The organism is Shivajiella indica (genome assembly GCF_042683085.1).
In the GTDB taxonomy this organism is placed as follows: domain Bacteria; phylum Bacteroidota; class Bacteroidia; order Cytophagales; family Cyclobacteriaceae; genus Shivajiella; species Shivajiella indica.
Genome location: NZ_JBHUIV010000012.1, coordinates 1 through 21,686, shown reverse-complemented (window position 1 = coordinate 21,686; position 21,686 = coordinate 1). Strand labels below are relative to the sequence as shown.

13 protein-coding genes are annotated in these 21,686 nt (G+C 38.8%); 8 read left to right on the top strand and 5 right to left on the bottom strand.

Annotation, left to right across the window (positions count from 1 at the left end; translation table 11 throughout):
- Nucleotides 1-9: 9 nt before the first annotated feature.
- The 4 genes from sov (at nucleotide 10) to ACFSKV_RS08225 (ending at nucleotide 8,705) form a co-directional block, all read left to right on the top strand.
- Complete coding sequence (sov, locus tag ACFSKV_RS08240) at nucleotides 10-7,140, top strand: T9SS outer membrane translocon Sov/SprA (protein WP_380801481.1); 7,131 nt, start codon at nucleotides 10-12, stop codon at nucleotides 7,138-7,140.
- 54 nt (nucleotides 7,141-7,194) lie between these two features.
- Nucleotides 7,195-7,572, top strand: a complete 378-nt coding sequence (gene gcvH, locus ACFSKV_RS08235) for a glycine cleavage system protein GcvH (RefSeq protein ID WP_380801480.1) — start codon at nucleotides 7,195-7,197, stop codon at nucleotides 7,570-7,572.
- A 6-nt stretch (nucleotides 7,573-7,578) separates the two neighbouring features.
- Nucleotides 7,579-7,959 (top strand): VanZ family protein, encoded by a 381-nt coding sequence (locus tag ACFSKV_RS08230; protein WP_380801479.1) that lies wholly within the window; start codon nucleotides 7,579-7,581, stop codon nucleotides 7,957-7,959.
- A gap of 71 nt (nucleotides 7,960-8,030) precedes the next feature.
- The gene (locus ACFSKV_RS08225; protein WP_380801478.1) at nucleotides 8,031-8,705 is read left to right on the top strand and encodes an energy transducer TonB; all 675 of its coding nucleotides are present in this window, start codon (nucleotides 8,031-8,033) and stop codon (nucleotides 8,703-8,705) included.
- 71 nt (nucleotides 8,706-8,776) lie between these two features.
- On the opposite strand, the gene kbl is transcribed toward ACFSKV_RS08225, so the two are convergent.
- The gene (gene kbl, locus ACFSKV_RS08220) at nucleotides 8,777-9,973 is read right to left on the bottom strand and encodes a glycine C-acetyltransferase (protein ID WP_380801477.1); all 1,197 of its coding nucleotides are present in this window, start codon (nucleotides 9,971-9,973) and stop codon (nucleotides 8,777-8,779) included.
- A gap of 147 nt (nucleotides 9,974-10,120) precedes the next feature.
- On the opposite strand from kbl, the gene ACFSKV_RS08215 reads away from it, so the two are divergent.
- The 4 genes from ACFSKV_RS08215 (at nucleotide 10,121) to ACFSKV_RS08200 (ending at nucleotide 16,842) form a co-directional block, all read left to right on the top strand.
- On the top strand, nucleotides 10,121-11,068 hold the full coding sequence (locus ACFSKV_RS08215; protein WP_380801476.1) for an NAD-dependent epimerase/dehydratase family protein: 948 nt from the start codon (nucleotides 10,121-10,123) through the stop codon (nucleotides 11,066-11,068).
- 144 nt (nucleotides 11,069-11,212) lie between these two features.
- Complete coding sequence (locus ACFSKV_RS08210; protein WP_380801475.1) at nucleotides 11,213-13,942, top strand: PSD1 and planctomycete cytochrome C domain-containing protein; 2,730 nt, start codon at nucleotides 11,213-11,215, stop codon at nucleotides 13,940-13,942.
- A 1-nt stretch (nucleotide 13,943) separates the two neighbouring features.
- Nucleotides 13,944-15,449, top strand: coding sequence for a DUF1501 domain-containing protein (locus ACFSKV_RS08205; protein ID WP_380801474.1), 1,506 nt, complete (start codon nucleotides 13,944-13,946; stop codon nucleotides 15,447-15,449).
- 1 nt (nucleotide 15,450) lies between these two features.
- Entirely contained in the window at nucleotides 15,451-16,842 is a 1,392-nt protein-coding gene (locus ACFSKV_RS08200; RefSeq protein ID WP_380801473.1) for a c-type cytochrome domain-containing protein, read from the top strand.
- Here ACFSKV_RS08200 and ACFSKV_RS08195 read toward each other — a convergent pair.
- The 4 genes from ACFSKV_RS08195 to ACFSKV_RS08180 all read right to left on the bottom strand — a co-directional run bounded on the left by ACFSKV_RS08195 (nucleotide 16,839) and on the right by ACFSKV_RS08180 (nucleotide 21,433).
- Nucleotides 16,839-17,195 (bottom strand): Spx/MgsR family RNA polymerase-binding regulatory protein, encoded by a 357-nt coding sequence (locus ACFSKV_RS08195; RefSeq protein WP_380801472.1) that lies wholly within the window; start codon nucleotides 17,193-17,195, stop codon nucleotides 16,839-16,841. The two genes, ACFSKV_RS08200 and ACFSKV_RS08195, sit on opposite strands and share 4 nt — an antisense overlap.
- 29 nt (nucleotides 17,196-17,224) lie before the next feature.
- Nucleotides 17,225-18,514 (bottom strand): glutamate-1-semialdehyde 2,1-aminomutase, encoded by a 1,290-nt coding sequence (hemL, locus tag ACFSKV_RS08190; RefSeq protein WP_380801518.1) that lies wholly within the window; start codon nucleotides 18,512-18,514, stop codon nucleotides 17,225-17,227.
- A gap of 7 nt (nucleotides 18,515-18,521) precedes the next feature.
- Nucleotides 18,522-20,183: an ABC transporter substrate-binding protein gene (locus ACFSKV_RS08185; RefSeq protein WP_380801471.1), complete on the bottom strand. Its 1,662-nt coding sequence runs from the start codon at nucleotides 20,181-20,183 to the stop codon at nucleotides 18,522-18,524.
- A 188-nt stretch (nucleotides 20,184-20,371) separates the two neighbouring features.
- The gene (locus ACFSKV_RS08180; RefSeq protein WP_380801470.1) at nucleotides 20,372-21,433 is read right to left on the bottom strand and encodes a serine hydrolase domain-containing protein; all 1,062 of its coding nucleotides are present in this window, start codon (nucleotides 21,431-21,433) and stop codon (nucleotides 20,372-20,374) included.
- Between the last annotated feature and the right edge of the window lie 253 nt (nucleotides 21,434-21,686).

Genomic DNA, 21,686 nt, shown 5'->3' with positions numbered 1-21,686 from the left:
TTTGGTCTTTTGTTTAGGCAACTTTTTTTTCTCAAAGACAACTCTCAGACTTTTGTAACAGTATTTATACTGTTGCTATTTGTTTTATTGTCTCCATATCTTGCTAAAGCTCAAGGTACAGAAAAGGATTCCCTTTACATAAATAGTTTAGATTCATTGAATAAAAGGAGACTGTCACCTTCTTTTTTGCTTTGGCCAAATCTAAAAACCAGTCCGCTTTTCCCTTCTCAAAATCCATATAGCACCCTTTATTCACCTTTTTATCCTACACCCTCCTTACAGCAAAAAGTTCGGGTTGAAATTGATTCAACGCTTCAATATAGGATCCAGGATCAATTGGATACCGCTACATCTACCCCCGGGGTTATTTATGATTTTGATGAATTTTCCAAAATTCAGGAATTTAAGGTCCGACAGGAATATTGGAGAAGTAGGTCCAGAGGTATGGATGGGGAGAGTCCTGTAACCGGAAGGGATATTACTTTGCCTTTTACCAGCACTCCTGGATTTGACAGGATTTTTGGGGGAGATGAAATAACTATCGTACCAACCGGATTTGTAAATCTGGATTTGGGAGCTATTTTCAGAAGAATTGACAATCCTGCAATTCCAATAAGACAGCAACAAAACGGTAATTTCAATTTTAACCAACAGATTCAAATGGCTGTGAATGGAAGTCTGGGGCAAAAAATGAGGTTATCAGCAAACTTTGATTCCAACAACTCCTTTGATTTCCAAAACCAGTTGAAAGTAGAATATAATGGGTTTAGGGAAGACATCATCAAATCCATTGAAATTGGAAATGTGAGTATGCCTGTTCAAAACAGTTTGATCCAAGGTGCGCAAAACTTATTTGGGGTCAAGACCCAAATGCAGTTTGGAAAAATGTTTGTGACAGCAGTCGCATCCACACAAAGGGGAAGGAGAGATGAATTGATTATAGAATCAGGGGGGCAAGGACGGCTATTTGAAATCCAAGGGTCCAATTATGATGAAAACAGGCACTTTTTTCTGGGACATTTTTTTAGGGATAATTATGAGCGCTGGTTAAGGGGATTGCCGCAAATTCTTTCAGGTGTCAATGTGACAAGGGTAGAAGTTTATATTATGAACAGGGCCAATAATACTGAAACCCTTAGGAATTTTGCAGCCTTTATTGATTTGGGTGAAGGAACTAGGATTTATAAACCCAATAATCCCGGTATTGGTCCTGGAACACCTGGTGCTCCGGCCTCAAATAATGCCAATTTGCTTTATCAAAACCTGATCTCCGATCCTGCATTCCGTCCTTTTGATACTGGAACAGGTGCCATAGAAGCCAGTTTACAATTGACAAAGGGACTGGATTTTGACCAGGTGAGCGGAGCAAGGAAACTTGCACCTAACGAATTTTTCTTCAATCGTGAGATGGGATATATTTCATTGTCAAGAAGGCTTCAAAACGATGAAGTTTTAGCTGTTTCCTATGAATATACTTACAACGGCCAAGTGTATAAAGTAGGTGAACTTTCCGAAGATTACCAGAACAGACCAGAAAGTGAGTTAATTTTTTTAAAAATGCTCCGTCCTGCCAGGATCAATATCAACATTCCAACTTGGGATTTGATGATGAAAAATATTTATAATCTGAATGCCAATCAGGTGATGCAGGATGGATTCCAACTGCAGGTTATTTATCGGGACGATAGGACAGGTTTGGACAATCCGACCTTGTTGGAAGGTGAAAACGTAAAAAACAGACCTTTGATCAGGTTGACAGGACTTGATAACCTTAACCCACAGAATGACCCTGCTCCGGACGGAAATTTTGATTTTGTCCCTGGCATTACCATATTTCCGGAAAGAGGTTTATTGGCTTTTCCTGTCCTTGAGCCATTTGGAAAAACCCTGAGGGATCAGTTTTTGCCAAATGAAAGGAATTTGGCGGATAAATATGTATTTGATACCCTCTATCGTACTACCCGGGCAGATGCAGAATTAGTTACCCGGTATGATAAGTATTTTATTAAAGGAAGACTTACAGCAGGATCTGCTTCTGAAATAATGCTTCCTGGCTTAAATATATCTCCCGGTTCAGTAATTGTAATGGCAGGAAATATTCCCTTGACAGAGGGGGTGGATTTTACAGTGGATTACAATATTGGCAGGGTAAATATTATCAATGAAGCGATACTTCAGTCAGGGAAAAGAATTGCCATAAGTTTTGAAAAGGCCGATTTGGTATCATTTCAAACGCGAAGTTTGCTAGGAACCCGATTAGATTATGCAGTAAATGATAAATTGAACCTTGGAGGTACCTTTTTGTACCTGAATGAAAGGCCCAATATTACCAGAATAGCCACAGGGAATGAGACCTTGAGGAACAGCATGTGGGGATTGGATGCCAATTTCAACGATGAATCCAGGTTTTTAACCAAGCTGACAGATGCATTACCTTTTACCAATACAAAGGAAAAATCAATTGTACAGTTCAGCGGTGAATTTGCCCAACTATTACCGGGAACTTCCAATACTGTTGCTGGAGACCCAACGGTGTATATTGATGATTTTGAAACGGCTATTACCCCTTATGGTTTAGGTAATGCTGCAGCACAGAGCTGGAAATTGGCTTCAACACCTAAAACCGATACCGATGCTTTTGATCTAAGTAGTTTAACAGAAGATAGGTTAGGGAATACCTATCGAAGGGCAAAGGTTTCCTGGTATAATATAGACAATGTTTTTTATAGAGAAAGCGGGCCTGGTGTTCCGTCAAATCTGACCAGTGAGGATAGACAGAACCATTATGTGAGAAGGGTAATTCCACAGGAAATTTTTCCATTTAGGGATAGGGACGTAATTATTGTTCCTGAACCCTTGTTCGAATTGGCTTACTACCCTAGTGAAAGGGGAATGTACAATTACAATCCCGCCTTAACTTCCGATGGTTTACTTCCTAACCCGCGTCAAAATTACGGAGGGGTTACAAGATCCATTACCACCGAAGTAGATTTTGACAGAACCAATGTGGAATATATTGAATTTTGGCTGCTTGATCCGTTTATTCAAGGTCCTAACGGAAGGGTATTGGATGGGGTTTTTAACCAAAACAATACTACAGGAGGTAAATTGAGGTTCAATCTGGGAGAAATTTCTGAGGATATAACCAAGGATGGGCGCCATGGATTTGAAAATGGGATGCCGGGTGATGGAGATGTGAGTCAGACTACCACTACAGAGTGGGGTAGAATCAGCAGACAGCAGTTTTTGATTCCGGCATTTGATAATTCTCCGGAAGCAAGGGCAAATCAAGATCTTGGCTTGGATGGTTTAAGATCAGGAGATGAAGCTGAATTTTTTAGAGATCGATATCTCAATAGGTTGAATGTTGCCCCCGATGTTTTTGAAGAAATTGTGAGTGATCCCTCAGCAGATGATTTCCAGTATTACCTTGACGAACAACTTGATCAGAATAATATCAAAATTTTGGAGCGTTATAAGAAGTTTAATGGGATGGAGGCCAATACCCCAATTACCTCAAATGTTAACCTTCCTTATACCCCTTCAGGTTCCAATCTTCCTGACAATGAAGACCTGAATAGTGACAATACTATCAATGAACTTGAGGCCTATTATGAATATGAAATTGATCTAAGACCCGGTGAAATTCAGGTAGGCCAGGGGTATGTTGTAGATAAAGTTACCTCTGTTCAAAGTGGAGATGAAATAAATTGGTACCTTTTCAGAATTCCGGTAAGGACCCCGGATAGGGTGCAGGGAGAGATTTCTGGATTTAAGTCCATCAGGTTTATGAGAACCTACCTTACCGATTTTGAACAGCCTGTAGTTTTGAGAATGGCCAACTTCAGATTGGTGGCGAGCCAATGGAGGGTTTTCCAGGAGTCTTTGTTTGAGAGGGGATTTTTTGAAATTCCTGAACCTGACAATTCCAACTTTACTGTGGGGGTGGTGAATATTGAAGAAAACAGTCAAGGTAGTGCGACCCAGAGTCCTTATGTATTGCCTCCTGGGATTACAAGGGATAGAGACAACTTAGCTGCGGTAGAAAGGCAACTAAATGAGCAATCTATCAGGTTATGTGTAGACGACCTTCAGGCAAGGGATGCCCGTGCGGTATTTAAAAACACCAGTTCTCTTGATTTGGTACAATATGAAAGGATCAAAATGTTTTTGCATGCCGATTCAGAAGATGCCCAAGACGGTGAGCTTACGGCTTTTATCAGAATGGGGACTGACTACACAGACAACTATTATGAAATAGAAGTGCCGCTTTGGATTACTCCAAAAGGGACTAGGGATCCCAGACAAATTTGGCCTTTAGAAAATGAACTTGACATCGCCATTAAAGAAATTGTGGGGGTAAAAGTTGATAGAGATAATGAAAGAGTTCCATTAAACTTAGCTTATAGCAAAGAGATCCGACAATACAAAGTTACAGTGGTAGGAAGGCCGGAATTAAGTCTGGTCCAAGGTATGATGATCGGAATTAGAAACCCTGGATCAACGGGTGGTGCATCAAAGTCTATTTGTATTTGGGCGAATGAATTGAGGGTGACTGGATTTATCCAATCAGCAGGTTGGGCAGCCAATGGTATATTGAATATGCAATTGGCTGATGTAGCCACAATTTCCACCTCCATTAGGCATAATTCAGTTGGTTTTGGTGGACTGGAAACCAGGTTATCGCAAAGATCTCTGGAGTCTGCAACCCAATATGACATTTCAACCAATGTGAATGTTGAAAAATTACTTCCTGAAGGGTTGAACATGACCATTCCAATGTATGCCAGTTTTGAAAATATCACCGTTAGGCCTCAGTTTGATCCCTTGAATCCGGATGTGCCTTTAAGTTTGGCATTAGATAAATTTCAGACCAAAAGTGAGAGAGACTTGTATAAAAGCCAAGTATTGGACCAGTCGAGAAGGAGAAATATTGGATTTTCCAATGTCCGGAAAAACAGGAATCCGGAGAAGCAGAAAAATAATTTTTATGACCTGAGTAATTTTTCCTTTTCTTATGCATTTGGATCAGTTAGACAAAGCAATATCAATACCGAGAGTTATGAATTTGAAACCCGGGTTGGTAATATAGCTTATATTTATCAACCCAAACCTTTGTTATTAGAGCCCTTTAAAAATTCAGAATGGGCAGGAGGGCAAAATTTCAGACTACTTAGAGACTTTAATTTAAATTTTGTGCCTACTACCATTTCTGCTCGGTTAGATATGGACCGAAGGTTTATGAGAAGTCAATTTAGAAATGACCAGTTGACCACTGATGGTGTAGACCCTTTTTATCAGAAGAGCTATTTCTTAAACCGGAATTTTAATATCAACTGGGATTTGACGAAAAATTTGAGGGTTGATTTTGTGAGCAGGACTTTGGCTGTAATTGATGAACCTGAAGGTGCGAGAGATACACAGGAAGCACGTGATTCAGTGAGGGTTAACCTTAGAAATTTTGGAAGAGCAACCAATTATAACCATCAGCTTCTGTTGAATTACAAGGTTCCTTTGGATAAAGTTAAAGCATTGGACTGGATTGGTGTTGATTACCGCTATGCTGCCAATTACACTTGGATGACAGGTGCCATTGGCCAAAAGGATACATTGGGAAATATGATCCAAAACACAAGAGATCAGGCACTGAATGGGAGAATAGATTTGGTGAAACTTTATAATAAGAATGCCAAACTTAAAGCTTTATATACTCCGAAACGGCCAAGTATTCCCGGTAGACAGGTGGTCAATGCAGAAGATACAATTGGAACACCATTCACAAATGGACTGATTAAGTTCGTTACCATGTTTAAAGATATCAATTTCAGGTATTCTGTCGTGGAAGGTACTTTTCTACCAGGTTATATGGAAAATACAGGATTATTGGGTTTGGACCGAAGCTTCATGAACCCTGGATTTGGTTTTGTATTTGGTAGCCAAGACCCCAACATAAGATTCGGTTTGGCCAATCAAGGTTTGATAGCGCCAAGTACTGAATTGACACAGACCTTTAGGCAGAACAGTGTAATTAATTTAAATGTTAATGCACTAGCCGAACCTTTTAAAGACTTCAGGATAACCTTTGAAGCAAGAAAACGGGAAATCGGAGATTACAGTGAGATTTTTAGGAATTCTGCGGACAATCCTGGAGATTATGTTTCTTTAAGCCCGAATAGGTCAGCGGGTTATAGTATAACCTATTCTATTATTAGAACAACATTTAAAGGTGATGACAGGAATAATATATCACCGGTTTTCACCACTTTTGAAAATAACAGGTCAATCATCCAATCCAGGTTGAATGCCCAGAACCCAGGAGGGGAATATGCCTTAAATGGGCAAGATGTTTTAACTTTATCCTTTTTGTCAGCTTATTCAGGAAGAGATGCAGAGAGTATTGATTTGAATCCTTTTCCGAAGATACCAATTCCAAACTGGAGGGTGGACTACAAAGGATTGTCCCAAATACCAGCCTTAAGGGAGTATTTCTCATCCATTAATCTAACCCATGGTTATGCCTCTACCTATGAAGTGAGCAATTTCTCTAACTCACTGCTCTATACCCAAGGATTGGAATTGTATAACCGCATCAATCAAATTCCGGGGGCTTCGATTACAGATGAGTTCGGTCAATATATTCCTGTTTTTATTCTTAATCAGGTGATCTTGACAGAACGTTTTGCTCCCTTAATCGGTGTTAGTCTATTGACCAAAGACCGGTTGAACATTACCATGGAATACAATGTGGAAAGAAATCTTGGTCTGAATTTTTCAAATGCCCAGGTTACTGAACAAAACAGCCGGGATTTTGGATTTGATTTGGGATATACTAAAGCAGGGGTGAAGGTTCCCTTTAAAATTCAGGGAAGGCAGGAAGTATTAAAGAATGATCTTCAGATAAGGTTAAGTACCAGAGTAGTTGATACCAGAACAGTTCAAAGAAAAATAGAAGAGGTAAGTACCATAACAAACGGAAATCTTAATCTTCAGATACGGCCAACTATTGGTTATATCATCAATCAAAGTTTAAATATTCAATTATATTTTGACCGTACCATCAATGATCCTAGAGTGACCACAGCCTTCCGTAGGAGTTCAACTGCCTTTGGTGGACAATTAAGATTTAATTTGTCACAATAGGTTTTTTGATTTGATGAATCCTTGTATTTTTGACGACCTTAAAAAAACTCAAATATGAATTTGCCAGAAGAATTAAAGTACACCAAAGACCATGAATGGGTAAGGTTAGAAAATGGGATCGCTACTGTAGGTATTACTGAGTTTGCACAAAGAGAGCTGGGTGATATTGTATATGTTGAGGTTGAAACTGTTGGAGAAACCATTGCTTCGGGAGAAGTATTTGGTACTGTAGAGGCGGTGAAGACCGTTTCTGACCTTTTTATGCCTATTGAAGGGGAGATTATAGAATTTAATGAAGAACTGGAATCATCTCCTGAATTGGTCAATGATTCTCCTTATGGGGATGGATGGATGATTAAGGTGAAAATTTCAGGAGATTTACCTTCAGATCTTTTGACTGCAGCAGAATATGCAGAATTAATTGGGGCATAAATTCCTTTGAAAGACAAAAGATTAATTCCAGCTGTTTTGTGGCTAGTCATTGTGACAGTCGCAGTATTGACACCAGGGAATAGTCTTCCAAAAGTGCCTCTATTCCCATTTGCAGATAAGCTGATCCATTTTGGATTATTTGCTTTGTTGACATTCCTATGGGTTAGGGTTGGTACGCTTACACAGGAAAGGAAGTTAAAATGGAAAAATTTATCTACTAAATTATTAGTATTTACAATTTTATTTCCTATATTTATAGAGTATTTGCAAATGTTTGTACCTAATCGTTCTTTTGAATTTGAGGACATATTGGCAAATCTTATTGGAGGGGTAATCGGTTTTACCGGTTTTATTATTTTATACAAGGCTGGAAGCAGGCTTGTATAAGTAAAAATAATTGGTTAGAATTGTTATCTCTTAGACTGTAAAATTTATTAACCTTTATAAAAAGTACAACCATGGAAGCTAAAAAGACGCCAAGTGCGGATTTGACCAAAAAATCAGGAATGTTCCTGAACCTTGGTCTCCTCATCAGCGTCGGTCTGGTCCTATTTGCTTTTGAATACAAGTCGTTCGACGATCGTAATCTTAAGGATTTGGGTCAGGTAGCCGATGATTTTGAGGAATTATTGGATATTCCGATTACGGAACAGCCACCACCACCACCACCACCGGTAGAGCAGCCGATTATTCAGGAGATTCCTGATGAAGTTGAAATCGAGGAGAAAATCGAGGTTAACTTTGACCTTGACGTGAAAGAAGAAACTGTGATCAAAGAGGTTGTTATCGCTGATGCTCCTGTAGTAGAAAAGGCGGACGAAATTTTTGACGTGGTTGAAAACTCTCCGGAATTTCCAGGTGGAATGGAAGCTTGGAATGAGTATTTGAGAAAAAATCTTAAATATCCAACCCAAGCGAGAAGGATGGGTGTTGAAGGTACTGTATATGTGGTCTTCGTTGTAAACACCGACGGATCAGTTCAGGACGTTGAAATCCTGAGAGGTATCGGTGGGGGTTGTGATGAAGAAGCATTAAGGGTTGTAAGCAACGCCCCCAAATGGACACCGGGTAAGCAAAGGGGACGTCCTGTAAGGGTAAGGATGAGACTTCCGATCCGATTCAAACTAGGATAATATTTCTTATTTCATATAAAAGCCCATTTCTGATTTCAGAAATGGGCTTTTTTTTAGGGATTATTTAGAATCTATTTTATTACCTTTAATTCTTTCCCGACTTCAATAAACGCCTGTATTGCTTGGTCTAAATGATGTTTTTCATGACCGGCAGAAATCTGAACCCTGATTCTTGCTTCACCTTTTGGTACTACTGGATAATAGAATCCGATCACATAAATTCCTTTTTCAAGGAGTTTTTCAGCCATTTTTTGGGAAAGGACGGCATCATACAACATAATCGGAACTATTGCATGTTCTCCAGGTTTAATGTCAAATCCTGCTTCCGTCATTTTTGCCCTGAAATATTTAGTGTTTTCTTCCAGTCTATCTCTCAATTCGGTGGTTTCTGAAAGTAAATCAAAGACAGCAATGGATGCACCGGTAATAGAAGGAGCTAATGTATTTGAGAATAAATAAGGTCTTGACCGTTGTCGAAGCATTTCAATTATTTCTTTTCTGCCTGAAGTAAATCCTCCTGATGCACCACCCAATGCTTTACCTAATGTTCCGGTAATGATGTCGATTTTGCCCATCACATTTCTGTATTCATGTACTCCTCTTCCTGTTTTCCCCATAAATCCGGTGGAATGACATTCATCAGACATGACCAATGCCTGATATTTTTCTGCCAATGCTACAATTTTGTCCAATTGGGCAATTGTACCATCCATTGAAAACACCCCATCTGTAACAATGATTTTTTGCTGAGCACCTTTTGCTACTGCATCTTTCAATTGAATTTCCAGATCCTCAATATCATTATGCTTGTACCTGAATCGCATTGCTTTACAAAGCCTTACCCCGTCAATAATAGAAGCGTGATTGAGGGCATCAGAAATAATTGCATCTTCTTGGCCAAAAAGTGGTTCAAATACACCTCCATTCGCGTCAAATGCGGCTGCATACAAGATGGTATCTTCAGTGCCAAGGAATTTGGAGATCTTTGCTTCAAGTTCTTTATGAATATCCTGTGTACCACAGATGAATCTTACAGAGGACATTCCAAAACCATGGGTATCTATAGCCTCTTTTGCCGCTTCAATTACTTTTGGATGAGAAGAAAGTCCCAAATAATTGTTTGCACAAAAATTCAACACCTTCTTTCCTCCAGAAATGGTGATTTCAGCAGATTGTGGAGAAGTGATCACTCTTTCTCTTTTAAAGAGTCCAGCCTCTTCAATTTCTTTTAACTCTTTTTCTAGTTTGGGTTTTAAAGTATCGTACATAAATTTTTATTTGTAAAGTATCTGAAAACACTCTTTGAACAATTGTGAGATTCATCAATTGAAATCACTATTTTTACGCCATTCAATCCCAAATATAATCAAAAAACATCAAGGGTTCGGTTGAACTATAAGATGTGATATTTTAAAATGGAAAGAGTTTTAATCATTGGCGCAGCCGGACAACTAGGATCAGAACTAACGCAAGCGCTTGCAAACATGTATGGTGGCGACCAGGTCATAGCCACAGATATCAATCCCCGATCTTTGGAGAAGTTTGACTATTGTAAATCACAGGTTCTGGATGTAATGGATCAATCCTCTTTAAAAAAATTGGTACAAAAAGAAAATGTAAAACATATTTACCATTTGGCTGCTGTACTTTCAGCGACGGGGGAAAAAAATCCTCTTTTTGCCTGGGGTTTGAATATGGATAGTCTTCTTTTTGTATTGGAATTGGCAAAAGAAGAAAAGCTGGACAAAATATACTGGCCTTCTTCCATTGCAGTCTTTGGTCCCAATACACCAAAAATTAACACCCCACAATTCTGTGTCAAGGAACCGAACACAGTTTATGGCATATCCAAACAAGCAGGAGAGAGATGGTGTGAATATTATTTTCAAAAATTTGGTGTTGATGTAAGAAGTTTAAGGTATCCGGGGTTAATCGGCTATAAATCTCTTCCTGGCGGAGGAACCACAGATTATGCTGTCGACATCTACCACAAAGCCATTGCGGGTAAGCATTTTGTCTCATTTTTGAAAGAAGATACTTTGTTGCCCATGATGTATATGCCAGATGCCATTAAAGCAACTTTGGATCTGATGCATGCGCCAAAAGAACAGGTAAAAATCCGATCGAGTTATAATCTGGCAGCAATGAGTTTTTCTCCAAAAGAGATTTTTGAAAGTATTAAAGCACATTATCCAAATTTCACTATCAGTTATGAACCGGATTTCCGACAAGCGATTGCTGACAGTTGGCCTGACAGTATCGATGACAGCAGGGCAAGGGAAGATTGGGGATGGAACCATCAATATGATTTGCAAAAAATGACTGTTGATATTTTAGAGCATTTACCAACGTATTCTTTTTAAGGTTTCTTGGATTTTCTTGAAATTGTCAGCCTGGTTCAATTTTTTTTGATCCAGGCTAATTTTTTGGTATAATTTCGGCGCCAAAATTCTGAGGCATTGATTTTTAGCTAAAATTAATTAATTTGGTTCATCTGCCTTTAGATTATGTCCATACGAAAACTTCCTGTAGTTGTAACCGCTTTACTTTTTCTCTTGGTTGTCCTTGTATGGGTTTTGAATAAGGATCAGGAAGTTGATTTTAGTGCTGATATCAAACCGATTCTGAACAAACATTGCATTTCCTGTCATGGGGGAGTTAAAAAGAATGGGGGCTTCAGTGTACTTTTTGAGGAAGAGGCTTTTGCAGTTACCGAATCTGGAGAACCTGCAATTATTCCAGGTTATCCCCGAAAAAGTGAACTTATCAAGAGATTATATGAGGAGGATCCTGAAATGAGGATGCCCTATCATCGCCCACCTTTGACTCAGGAAGAAATCAAAAAACTAGAAAATTGGATCAAGCAGGGAGCAAAATGGGGAGAGCATTGGGCCTATAGGAAAGTAGTAGAGGTTAAACTACCCAAATCCGATATTGGCTTTTCCAAAGTTTTAGGGGAGTCTAAAAGCAATAAGATTGATTTGTTTGTTTTTCAAAAACTAAAAGAACGCAATCTTTCCCCTTCTCCTCAAGAGGAAAAAATGAGGTTGCTCCGTAGACTTTCACTGGATATTACAGGGCTTCCCCCTGCTGGAGAATTGGTAGAAAAATGGAAGAATAATAAAATATCTTATGAAGAAGTAGTTGATGAATTATTATCAAGCCCAGCATTTGGAGAAAATATGGCTTCCTGGTGGCTTGATTTAGCAAGGTATTCGGATACAAAAGGTTATGAAAGAGATGTGTCCAGAACTATGTGGCCATATAGGGATTGGGTGATTAGGGCATTTAACGATGACATGCCATTTGACAGATTCACCATTGAACAGTTAGCAGGGGATTTATTGCCTGAACCAAGTCAGGACCAGTTGATAGCGACTTCTTTTCATAGGAATACCATGAACAATGACGAAGGGGGGACAGAGGATGAAGAATTTAGGGTGGCGGCTGTTTTGGATCGAGTGAATACTACTTATGAAGTATGGCAAAGTACTACAATGGCTTGTGTGCAGTGCCATAGTCATCCTTATGATCCCATCAGACATGAGGAATATTTTCAGTCCCTTGCTTTTTTCAATAATTCAAGAGACGAGGATACACACGATGAAGATCCCAAACTCCGGATGTATGACTTCGGAGACAAGGAGAAAATAGAACAATTGAAAAATTGGCTGGTACAAAATGCGACAGAAGAAAAAGTAAAATTTTATAACAACTTTCTTCATTATCAAGAGCCCAAATACCATGCTCATCTTTGTCAGGATTTTACCAATGGCGAATTAATAGATACTAAATGGCTTGGCTTATGGCACAATGGATCAGCCTACCTGAAGGGAGTTTATACAAATAACTCAGACCGCCTTTTGCTTAACTATTGGGCAGATTTGGACGGGACCCGAATAACAATCCGACAGGGGGATAAAGATGGAGATATTTTATCAGAGTTTAGAATTGATAAAACAAAGGGTAGGGTGACAAGATCTATTCCGTTTAGGAAAATAGACCATGAAATAGACCTATACATATCCGCATTCAACCCAAATGCAAAGCCACAACAATCCACATCGGCCATCGTATGGTTTGCATTTGTTCCTTCTCTTCCCGGAGAAAAAGACAAGCAGCATGCAGAAATGGAGGAAACATTTATCCAACTCCTCAATAAGAACCCGCTTTCCCTGCCCATTATGATTGAGAACCCTGATTTCATGTTTAGGAAAACCCGGGTTTATGAAAGGGGCAACTGGCTTTTGCAAGGGCAAGAAGTCCAGCCATCCACCCCTCAGGTGTTTAATTCCTGGCAGAAGGAATGGCCAGAAAACAGATTAGGCTTCGCTTACTGGCTGACATCAAAAGAAAATCCCTTGACTGCAAGAACCGTGGTGAATAGAATATGGGACCAATTCTTTGGAAGAGGATTGGTAAACTCCCTTGAGGATATGGGAAGTCAATCAGACCCTCCATCTCATCCTGAATTGTTGGATTACCTTTCTTACGAGTTGATGTATGAATATAATTGGAGTATTAAACGTTTGATTAAAGAGATTGTATTGTCCCATACTTATAGACAGAGTTCTGTTTTGACTGCCGAACTTTACCAAATTGATCCTGAAAACAAATGGTATGCTAGAGGGCCAAGGTTTAGGTTATCTGCAGAAAAGGTCAGGGATCATACCCTGGCAGTAAGTGGTCTCTTAAGTAAAAAAATGTATGGAAAGAGTGTGATGCCACCTCAACCCGAAGGAATTTGGCAAACCGTGTACAATGGAGAAAATTGGGTGACAAGCGAAGGAGAAGACAGGTATAGGAGATCTTTGTACACATTTTTAAAAAGGACCAGTCCTTATCCATCATTTATCAGTTTTGATGCCGGCAGCAGGGAGGTATGCTTGAGCAAGAGGATTGTAACCAATACACCATTGCAGGCTTTGGTTACCTTGAATGATCCTGTCTATTTTGAAGCTGCTATAATGCTGGGCAAAATGATGGCCCAAAGGGAGGGAGATGGTCCAAAAGAAATTATTGCCAGGACATATGAGGAAATTATGCTTGTCCCCATTTCTGAAAGTAAAACGGACGCCCTATTCAAATTATATCAGGCAGCGTTGGAAGATAATGAGATAAACCAAATTACTTTTGAACTGGTATCAGAAACAGAAGTAAGGAGAAAGGAATGGGCTGCATTTACGATTGTAGCCAATGCCTTATTGAACATGGACGAGTTTTTAACTAAACCTTAAAATGAAAAGCTTCAATAAAATATTATCTGAACTGGAACATACAAGGTTGGAAAAGCTTACCAGAAGACATTTTTTACTGGATTGTGTAAGCAAAGTTGGGGGCTTGGCTTTATTGCCAATGCTGTATTCATGTAACTTTGGCAGCAAGCAAGAGAAAGGTAACCTTAATTTAAGTGAAAGGGATTTAAATCCACTTTCCCCATTGCCTCCTCCATTTATTCCCAAGGCAAAATCTGTGATTTATCTTCATATGGCAGGTGCACCATCCCAGTTGGAGCTTTTTGATTACAAACCGGAGTTGGTGAAATACCATAATCAACCCTGCCCGGAATCATTGATTGAAGGGAGAAAATTCGCATTTATCAGAGGGGTTCCTAACCTTTTAGGGCCTCAGTCAAATTTCCAACAACATGGTCAATCGGGGGCTTGGGTCTCTGATTATTTGCCCCATTTTTCAAAGGTGGTTGATGAAGTGGCCTTTTTGAAGGCGGTTCATACAGATCAATTTAACCATGGACCGGCCCAGTTATTTATGCAGACGGGAAGTCCGAGATTAGGCAGGCCAAGTCTGGGGAGTTGGGTGACTTATGGATTGGGAACTGAAAACCAAAACTTACCTGGATTTGTGGTATTGACTTCGGGGGGCAAAACACCTGATGCAGGGAAAAGTGTCTGGGGAAGTGGCTTTTTGCCATCAGTCTATCAAGGTGTCCAATGTAGATCCAAAGGCGATCCTGTTCTTTACCTAAAGGATCCGGAAGGAGTATCCAGAGATTTGAAAAGAAAAATAATTTCGACAATTAATACCATAAATGAAGAGGAGTTTGGGAGATTTGGTGATCCTGAGATTTTGGCCAGAATCAACCAATATGAAATGGCCTACAGGATGCAGATTGAGGTTCCGGAAGTCATGAACATCAATGATGAACCCGATTACATACATGAACTTTATGGCACAAAACCTGGCCAAGAAGCATTCTCAAACAATTGCCTGCTGGCTAGAAAACTGGTTGAAAAGGGAGTAAGGTTTGTTCAACTTTATGATTGGGGATGGGATAGTCATGGTACAGACCATTCCACTGCTTTGGATTTGGGTTTTAGGAATAAGTGTACTGAAATAGACAGGCCTATAGCTGCATTGATTTTAGATCTGAAGCAGAGAGGTTTATTGGAGGATACTTTGGTGGTTTGGGGAGGAGAGTTTGGCAGGACGCCTATGCAGGAAAACAGGGAAGGAAAAACAATGGGTTTTAAAGGCAGGGATCATCATGTAGATGCCTTTACCATGTGGATGGCGGGAGGAGGAATACAAAAGGGGAGTACCTTTGGTCAAACAGATGAACTAGGCTTTTCAGGAGTGGAGGGGAGAGTTTCTGTTCATGATATACATGCCACCATTTTACATATTTTGGGTTTTGACCATGAAAAATTCACCTATGACTTTCAGGGAAGGCCCTTTAGATTGACCGATGTTGAAGGAGAAATAATTAAAGAAATACTGGCATAATATGGACTTTATTTTCTCTCTTCTTGGCAGGTTCCACCCCTTGTTGGTCCATTTGCCAATTGGATTTTTACTTATCGGTTTTTTGTTTTTGTTTCATCCAAAAAAACAAAATGAATCGCTTTTCCCAGCTGTTAAACTGGCATTCCTCTGGGGTAATATGGCTGCAGTGTTATCAGTGTTAAGTGGGGTGATGTTGTATAATCAGGAGGGTTATACTTTTGAATCCGTGAGATGGCACTTAATATTTGGTGGTCTGACAACGGTCAGTTCCATTGGTTTTTATTTTTACCTGAAAGACCATGAAATTTTAGAATCATCCAAGACTAAATTGCTGGGTACTGTTTTGATGCTTTTATTAATTCTCACAGGGCATTTTGGTGGGAGTTTGACCCATGGAGAAACATACCTTACTGAAGTACTTCCTAAAGGAATTCAAAGTTTAATAGGATACCAAGATAAAACCAATGAGGAGGGATTATCTCTCAAAAGGGAAAATTGGGAGGAGTCTTTATTGTATAAAGATGTAGTTCACCCAATCCTCGCGCAAAATTGCAATAGTTGTCATAATGACAAAAACAAAAAAGGAGGTTTAATTCTTTCCTCTTTTGAAAGTATTTTGGTGGGGGGTAAAAATGGGCCAATCATTCATCCAGAAGAATTGTCGGAAAGCCCTATAATTCAAAGGTTGCTTTTGCCAAAGGAAGATAAGGAACATATGCCCCCTAAAGACAAAAGGCAACCATCCAAAGAGGAAATAAAGCTATTAAAGAAATGGGTTGAATTGGGAGCACCTTTTGAAATCTCACTGCTCGAGGCAGGGATTGAGGAGAGTATTTTGGAACCTTTCTTTAAGGGAGAAGATGTGAGTGATTTTCCCCAGGTCGATCTTCCAAGATTGTCCCAACCCCAATTACAAGCTATTAAAGAAAGAGGGATTTTGGTGGAGGAACTGAGTTTGAATTCTAGTTTATTAAAAGTCAGTAGTGTTAATGTACCTGATTTTTCGGATGAGGACTGGAATTTATTAGTGCCTGTAAAAAATTATATTGCAGTCTTGGATTTGAGTGACACCCAAATCAGTGATGATTTATTAGCAAAAATCAGGGAATGTGATGTTCTTACTGTTTTAAAGCTCAACAGGACATCAATTCAAGGGGTAAACTTATCCTCTCTTATGGAATGTAAAAACCTGAAAAAGCTACATCTTAATTCTTCTCAAGTAACTTATGACATGCTTCTAAAGCTTTCAGGTCATCCTTTGCTGGAAATCATTTATGCATTTGATACACCCGCATCCCGGCAAAATACTCCTGAAAGGGAAGCTCACAGCCCGAAAATAGAATTTGGATTCTACGATCTTCCTTCCCTTCCAAGTGATAGTAAAATATATTAGCTGATTTTATCCAAAATTTTTTCCGGCTCAAATCCCAAAATTAAATCCCCATTAGGGAATTCAATGATTGGTCTTTTGATCATGCTGTTTTGAGAGGAAAGTATTGATAAAGCGGAATTTTCTGTTTCCATTTTTTTCTTATCATCCTCACTGAGTTTTTTATACGTTGTACCCTTTTTATTGATAAGGGATTCAAAGCCTTCACTTTTTGCAAATTTTTCCAAAAGGCTGATTTCAGGAGTTTGTTTTTTGTAATCTATAAATTGATAAGGTATTTTATTCTCCTCTAAAAAATCAAAGGTTTTTTTCATGGTATTGCAGTTTTTAATACCATATATTTTCAATTCAATCATCTTATAGAATTTTAATTGAGTTATTTATACTAAAGAATCTCTTTTAAGGATTCTTCATTGGCCTGAATGATTTTAGCAATAAGGTCATCAGTTAAGGCAATGGAAAGGAAAAGGCTTTCAAATTGGGAAGGGGCAAGATAAATGCCTCTTTTTAACATGGCTTGGAAATATTTTCCAAAAAGGGATGTATCAGAATTTTTCGCTGAGGTGAAATCAAATACCTCTTTGTCTGTAAAAAACAGGCTGTACATACTGCCGATATGGTTTATAGTATATTTTAATCCAAGTTTTGAAAGGCTATTACTTATTCCGGTGATTAATTTGCTGCCAATTTGATTTAGTTCCAAATAGGTTTCAGGATGGCTGTTCAGATACTGAAGCATGGTAAGACCGGCAGCCATGGCAATTGGATTGCCTGAAAGGGTTCCGGCTTGATAAACCGGTCCAGCTGGTGAAACATGTTCCATTATTTCTTTTTTGCCCCCATAAGCACCGACCGGGAGTCCGCCACCAATGATTTTTCCTAAAGTGGTCATGTCAGGGGTTACGCCGAACAATTCCTGAGCTCCCCCTTTTGCCAATCTGAAACCTGTCATTACTTCGTCAAAAATCAACACTATACCTTCCCTGTCACATATTTTCCTTAATCCTTCCAGGTATCTTTCTTTGGGAAGAACCAATCCCATATTCCCTGGTACGGGTTCTAAGATTATTGCTGCAATTTCATTTTTATTGGCTGCCACAAGGTTTTCAATGGCTTGCAAATCGTTATATGGTGCTAAAAGGGTGTCTTTTGCCGTCCCTTTAGTGACACCAGGTGAGTCGGGTGCACCCATGGTAATAGCTCCGGATCCTGCTGAAATCAAAAAAGAATCACCATGGCCATGATAATGACCTTCCATCTTGATAAACTTATCTTTTCCGGTAAAGCCACGGGCAACCCTGATGGCCGACATGGTAGCCTCGGTTCCTGAATTCACCATTCTGATTTTTTCCACAGAAGGGACCATATTGGTGATCAGTTCAGCGATTTCAATTTCTCTAGCAGTTGGCGCACCAAATGAAGTCCCATTTTCCATTGCTTTGATGACCGCTTCCTTGATCATAGGATGGTTATGCCCTAAAATCATTGGGCCCCAGCTATTGATCAATTCAATGAATTCATTATCATCTTCATCATAGATAAATGCGCCATCTGCTTTTTTAATAAATATAGGGTCACCTCCAACTGCTCTGAATGCACGAACGGGTGAATTTACCCCTCCAGGAATAAAATTTTTGGCTTTCTCGAATAGAGATTTACTTCGGGTAATATGCATGTCTGGTTTAATTGATTTCAAAATACCCTTCTCCTATTTTGAAAATCGGAACATAGGTATTGTTATTACTGTCAAGGAAATTGAATCCGTAAGTGATTTTACCCACAGTGAAGGCGTTTTGGTCAAGATTTCTTCTAAAATCAAACCCTTTGTTGGGGTTAATGGTTTGAGAGATCCAATTCATTAATTCATATCCCAAGTGTGAATTAAAAGAAGGGTAATTGATATTTTCCAAATTGAATTTTTCTCTAAAGTCCAAAAGATTTTGGCTTCCAAAATCTATAGGGTTATTTCCGATAAAGTAAAAATTTTGATTCTCCAGCATTTCATAGTTGGCGAAATTAAAATACAACCAACTATCCATTACAAGAACTGGCGTATTGATATTTTGTGATTCCATAAAACCCAATGTAATAGAGGCAGTGTTGGGGTCGTCTGTTAATACAATCACAAAATCAGCCAAAACTGTTTCCGGGTTTTTCAGGTTAACTTTTTCGAAAAAATCAAGAATTTCCCTGCCCACAACTTTTTGATTCCTTGCAATGGAATACCCAAATTTTCCTGCTTGCTGGACAAGTAAATTCGCTAATTGTTCATCCCTTGTTCCACTGGAATAGGCAATGGCCATTCTCTTTCCGGTTAGATTTTTAAAGGAAAATTCCAAGATGCTATCAGCTATAGAGTTAACCGAAGGCCGGAATAAATAGCTATAGGCCGTACCTTGAAGTTTATCATTGATATTGGACAAAGGATTAATAAAAGGAATTGAATTCCTTTCAGCAAAAGCCATGACCATTTCTGATTCATCAGGATAGATAGGTCCAATAATTATATCTGATTTCAGGATAAAGGGATCCGCTAAAATATTTCTAACTTTATTTAAATCCCTTTCCGTATCAAAAGTTTTAATATTGAGGTTTAATCCTGACTCCTTTAATTCTTTTGCCGCGAATCTGATCCCTTGATACAATTCAAACACAAAATTATTGGCCTCCAGATTTTTCACTCCTTTGCCACCTGAATAATTGAGCGGTAAAATCAAAGCGATATCGAGGGATTCCAAATTTTTGGATGGACTATTATTTTGCTTATCTGACGCAATGCTAAAATCTTTGATCTGATTATAAACTACCCTTTCATCATTTGACATCACGGATAATCTTTCCATCTGCTCTTTCAGGGCAAGGACATATCCTTTATTTTCATTAAACTGCCTTAGGTTTGCTGCCAAAAAACTTACTGAAGTTTGTTTTAAAAAATTGTAGGTTGCATTTTCTGCTTGCGATTTGACCTTTGGGGAATTGATTTTGGAAATTTCTTGCAGTGCCTCAAAATTTCTTCCCTCTTGAAATAATGTCAAAGCAAGCAAATACCTGGATTCATCCTGTTTGGGCCATGTGCTATTATTGGCCAGATCAGTAATAATAGATTGAGAAAGCTTGTAAGAACCTTTTTGGTATGCAGCCTGGGCAAAATGATAGGACGCGTAGTAGGAAAGATTTCCGAATTGGCTGGCATCCATATAAGGCCTTAAGAGTTCCATGGCGTCATCATAATTGCCATAGCTGATCAAAGTTTTGGCCCTTTTGTAGGTAGCCAATTCATCTTGGGCAATGCTTGGATTAAAAAATATTGAAATAACAAATATTAGGAGGATTATAATTCTCATATACTGTCTTTTTCGGGTTTTTGGGCAAATTTCATTCCCATTTTCACGGGTCACGAAGTTAATCCATTTTTACCCAAAAGAAAAGTAAATTAGATTCTCCAAACCATTCAATGAGTATGGTGAGGGAATCTGAAACAATATGTGCCTTAGAATAAATTTCAAAAATGGATTGATCTTTACCCCAAATTTTATTTGTCCATATCTTGAAATTTCATTAAAACCCTCTCTGCAAGATCCACCATATTTTCCTCTTCCGGTTTATTTCGGTTGGTCAGGATAATGATGCTTAACTTTTTGGAAGGAATCCTGTAGAAAATATTACGGAAAGAGGTAGTGCTTCCTGTGTGATAAACCACCTTTTCTCCTTCATATTCCTTGAGATGCCAGCCCAATCCATAGAGGATTTCATGGCCATTATTAAGTTTGGATTTGGAAAAAGTTCTTTCGATGGTTTCTCGTGGAAGGATTTTTCCCTCATGTAAGGCTCGATCCCAAAGGAAAAGGTCTGGAACATTGGAGTAAATCCCACCATCACCCAAGACTGCAGAAGTGCTGCTTTGGTCTTTTTTGATCCATTCTCCCTTTTCTTGACTGTAACCAAAGGCCCTGTTTAGAACTTCATTGTAGCCAGGAACGAATGCAACAGAATTTTTCATTTCCAAAGGATCGAAAATTTCATTTTTCAAAAAATCCTGAAATTTCTGACCCGAGTATTTTTCTACGATAAGGGCAAGTAATGCGTAAGCGGAATTACTATATCGAAATTGGGAACCAGCTTCAAAATAAACATGTGGTTGGTTTTTGATTATTTCCAACACATCAGCATCACTTACTTGAGGTCCGTTATCAGGCACAAAATCCTCATAATCCCAAATACCTGAAGTGTGGTTTAGCAGATGTTGAATCTGCATGGTATTGCCATATTCCGGGAAATTATCGAATAGTTTATCTAAGGTCCAGTCCAGTTTTAGAAGATTCTTTTTTTCCAAAATCAGAATGGCTGTTGCGGTAAACTGTTTACTGATAGAAGGCAATCTGAAATTAGTGGTTGATTGGACGGACAGTTGTTTTTCTCTATCCGCCATTCCAAAAGATTCATGATAAATGATATTACTGTCATGGATAATTGCCACTGCTGCTCCAGGATTTTCACCATGGTAGTCTAGGAAGATTGAAGCAATTTGATCAGTATTTTGGGAGCAAGCAGGCAAGGTGAATAGTATTAGGCAAAATATAAGAGCAGTTTTCATTCTAAAATTTAAAGAAAATAATCCCATAAAACTGTAATGAGGCCGGCTTAGGTCAAAAAAAGACCCCAAAGGGTTTGAAAACCTTCGGGGTCATCTTTGTTCATTGTCCTTGGTACAAATTTACGCCTCTCCTGACTTCGACAGTCGTCAGTCCCATTTGATTATAAGTAATTGATATTTAATATTTTGTAATTTTCGGGTTGCTGATTTGGGTGTCCCAGATATGTTTTTTATTATTTTTAGACATGTTTGT

Excerpts from the sequence above, each read along its gene's own strand:
- gcvH (WP_380801480.1), top strand. The coding sequence starts at position 7,195 with ATGAATTTGCCAGAAGAATTAAAGTACACCAAAGACCATGAATGGGTA.
- ACFSKV_RS08225 (WP_380801478.1), top strand. The coding sequence starts at position 8,031 with ATGGAAGCTAAAAAGACGCCAAGTGCGGATTTGACCAAAAAATCAGGA.
- kbl (WP_380801477.1), bottom strand. The coding sequence starts at position 9,973 with ATGTACGATACTTTAAAACCCAAACTAGAAAAAGAGTTAAAAGAAATT.
- ACFSKV_RS08215 (WP_380801476.1), top strand. The coding sequence starts at position 10,121 with ATGGAAAGAGTTTTAATCATTGGCGCAGCCGGACAACTAGGATCAGAA.
- ACFSKV_RS08210 (WP_380801475.1), top strand. The coding sequence starts at position 11,213 with ATGTCCATACGAAAACTTCCTGTAGTTGTAACCGCTTTACTTTTTCTC.
- ACFSKV_RS08205 (WP_380801474.1), top strand. The coding sequence starts at position 13,944 with ATGAAAAGCTTCAATAAAATATTATCTGAACTGGAACATACAAGGTTG.
- ACFSKV_RS08200 (WP_380801473.1), top strand. The coding sequence starts at position 15,451 with ATGGACTTTATTTTCTCTCTTCTTGGCAGGTTCCACCCCTTGTTGGTC.
- ACFSKV_RS08195 (WP_380801472.1), bottom strand. The coding sequence starts at position 17,195 with ATGATTGAATTGAAAATATATGGTATTAAAAACTGCAATACCATGAAA.
- hemL (WP_380801518.1), bottom strand. The coding sequence starts at position 18,514 with ATGCATATTACCCGAAGTAAATCTCTATTCGAGAAAGCCAAAAATTTT.
- ACFSKV_RS08185 (WP_380801471.1), bottom strand. The coding sequence starts at position 20,183 with ATGAGAATTATAATCCTCCTAATATTTGTTATTTCAATATTTTTTAAT.
- ACFSKV_RS08180 (WP_380801470.1), bottom strand. The coding sequence starts at position 21,433 with ATGAAAACTGCTCTTATATTTTGCCTAATACTATTCACCTTGCCTGCT.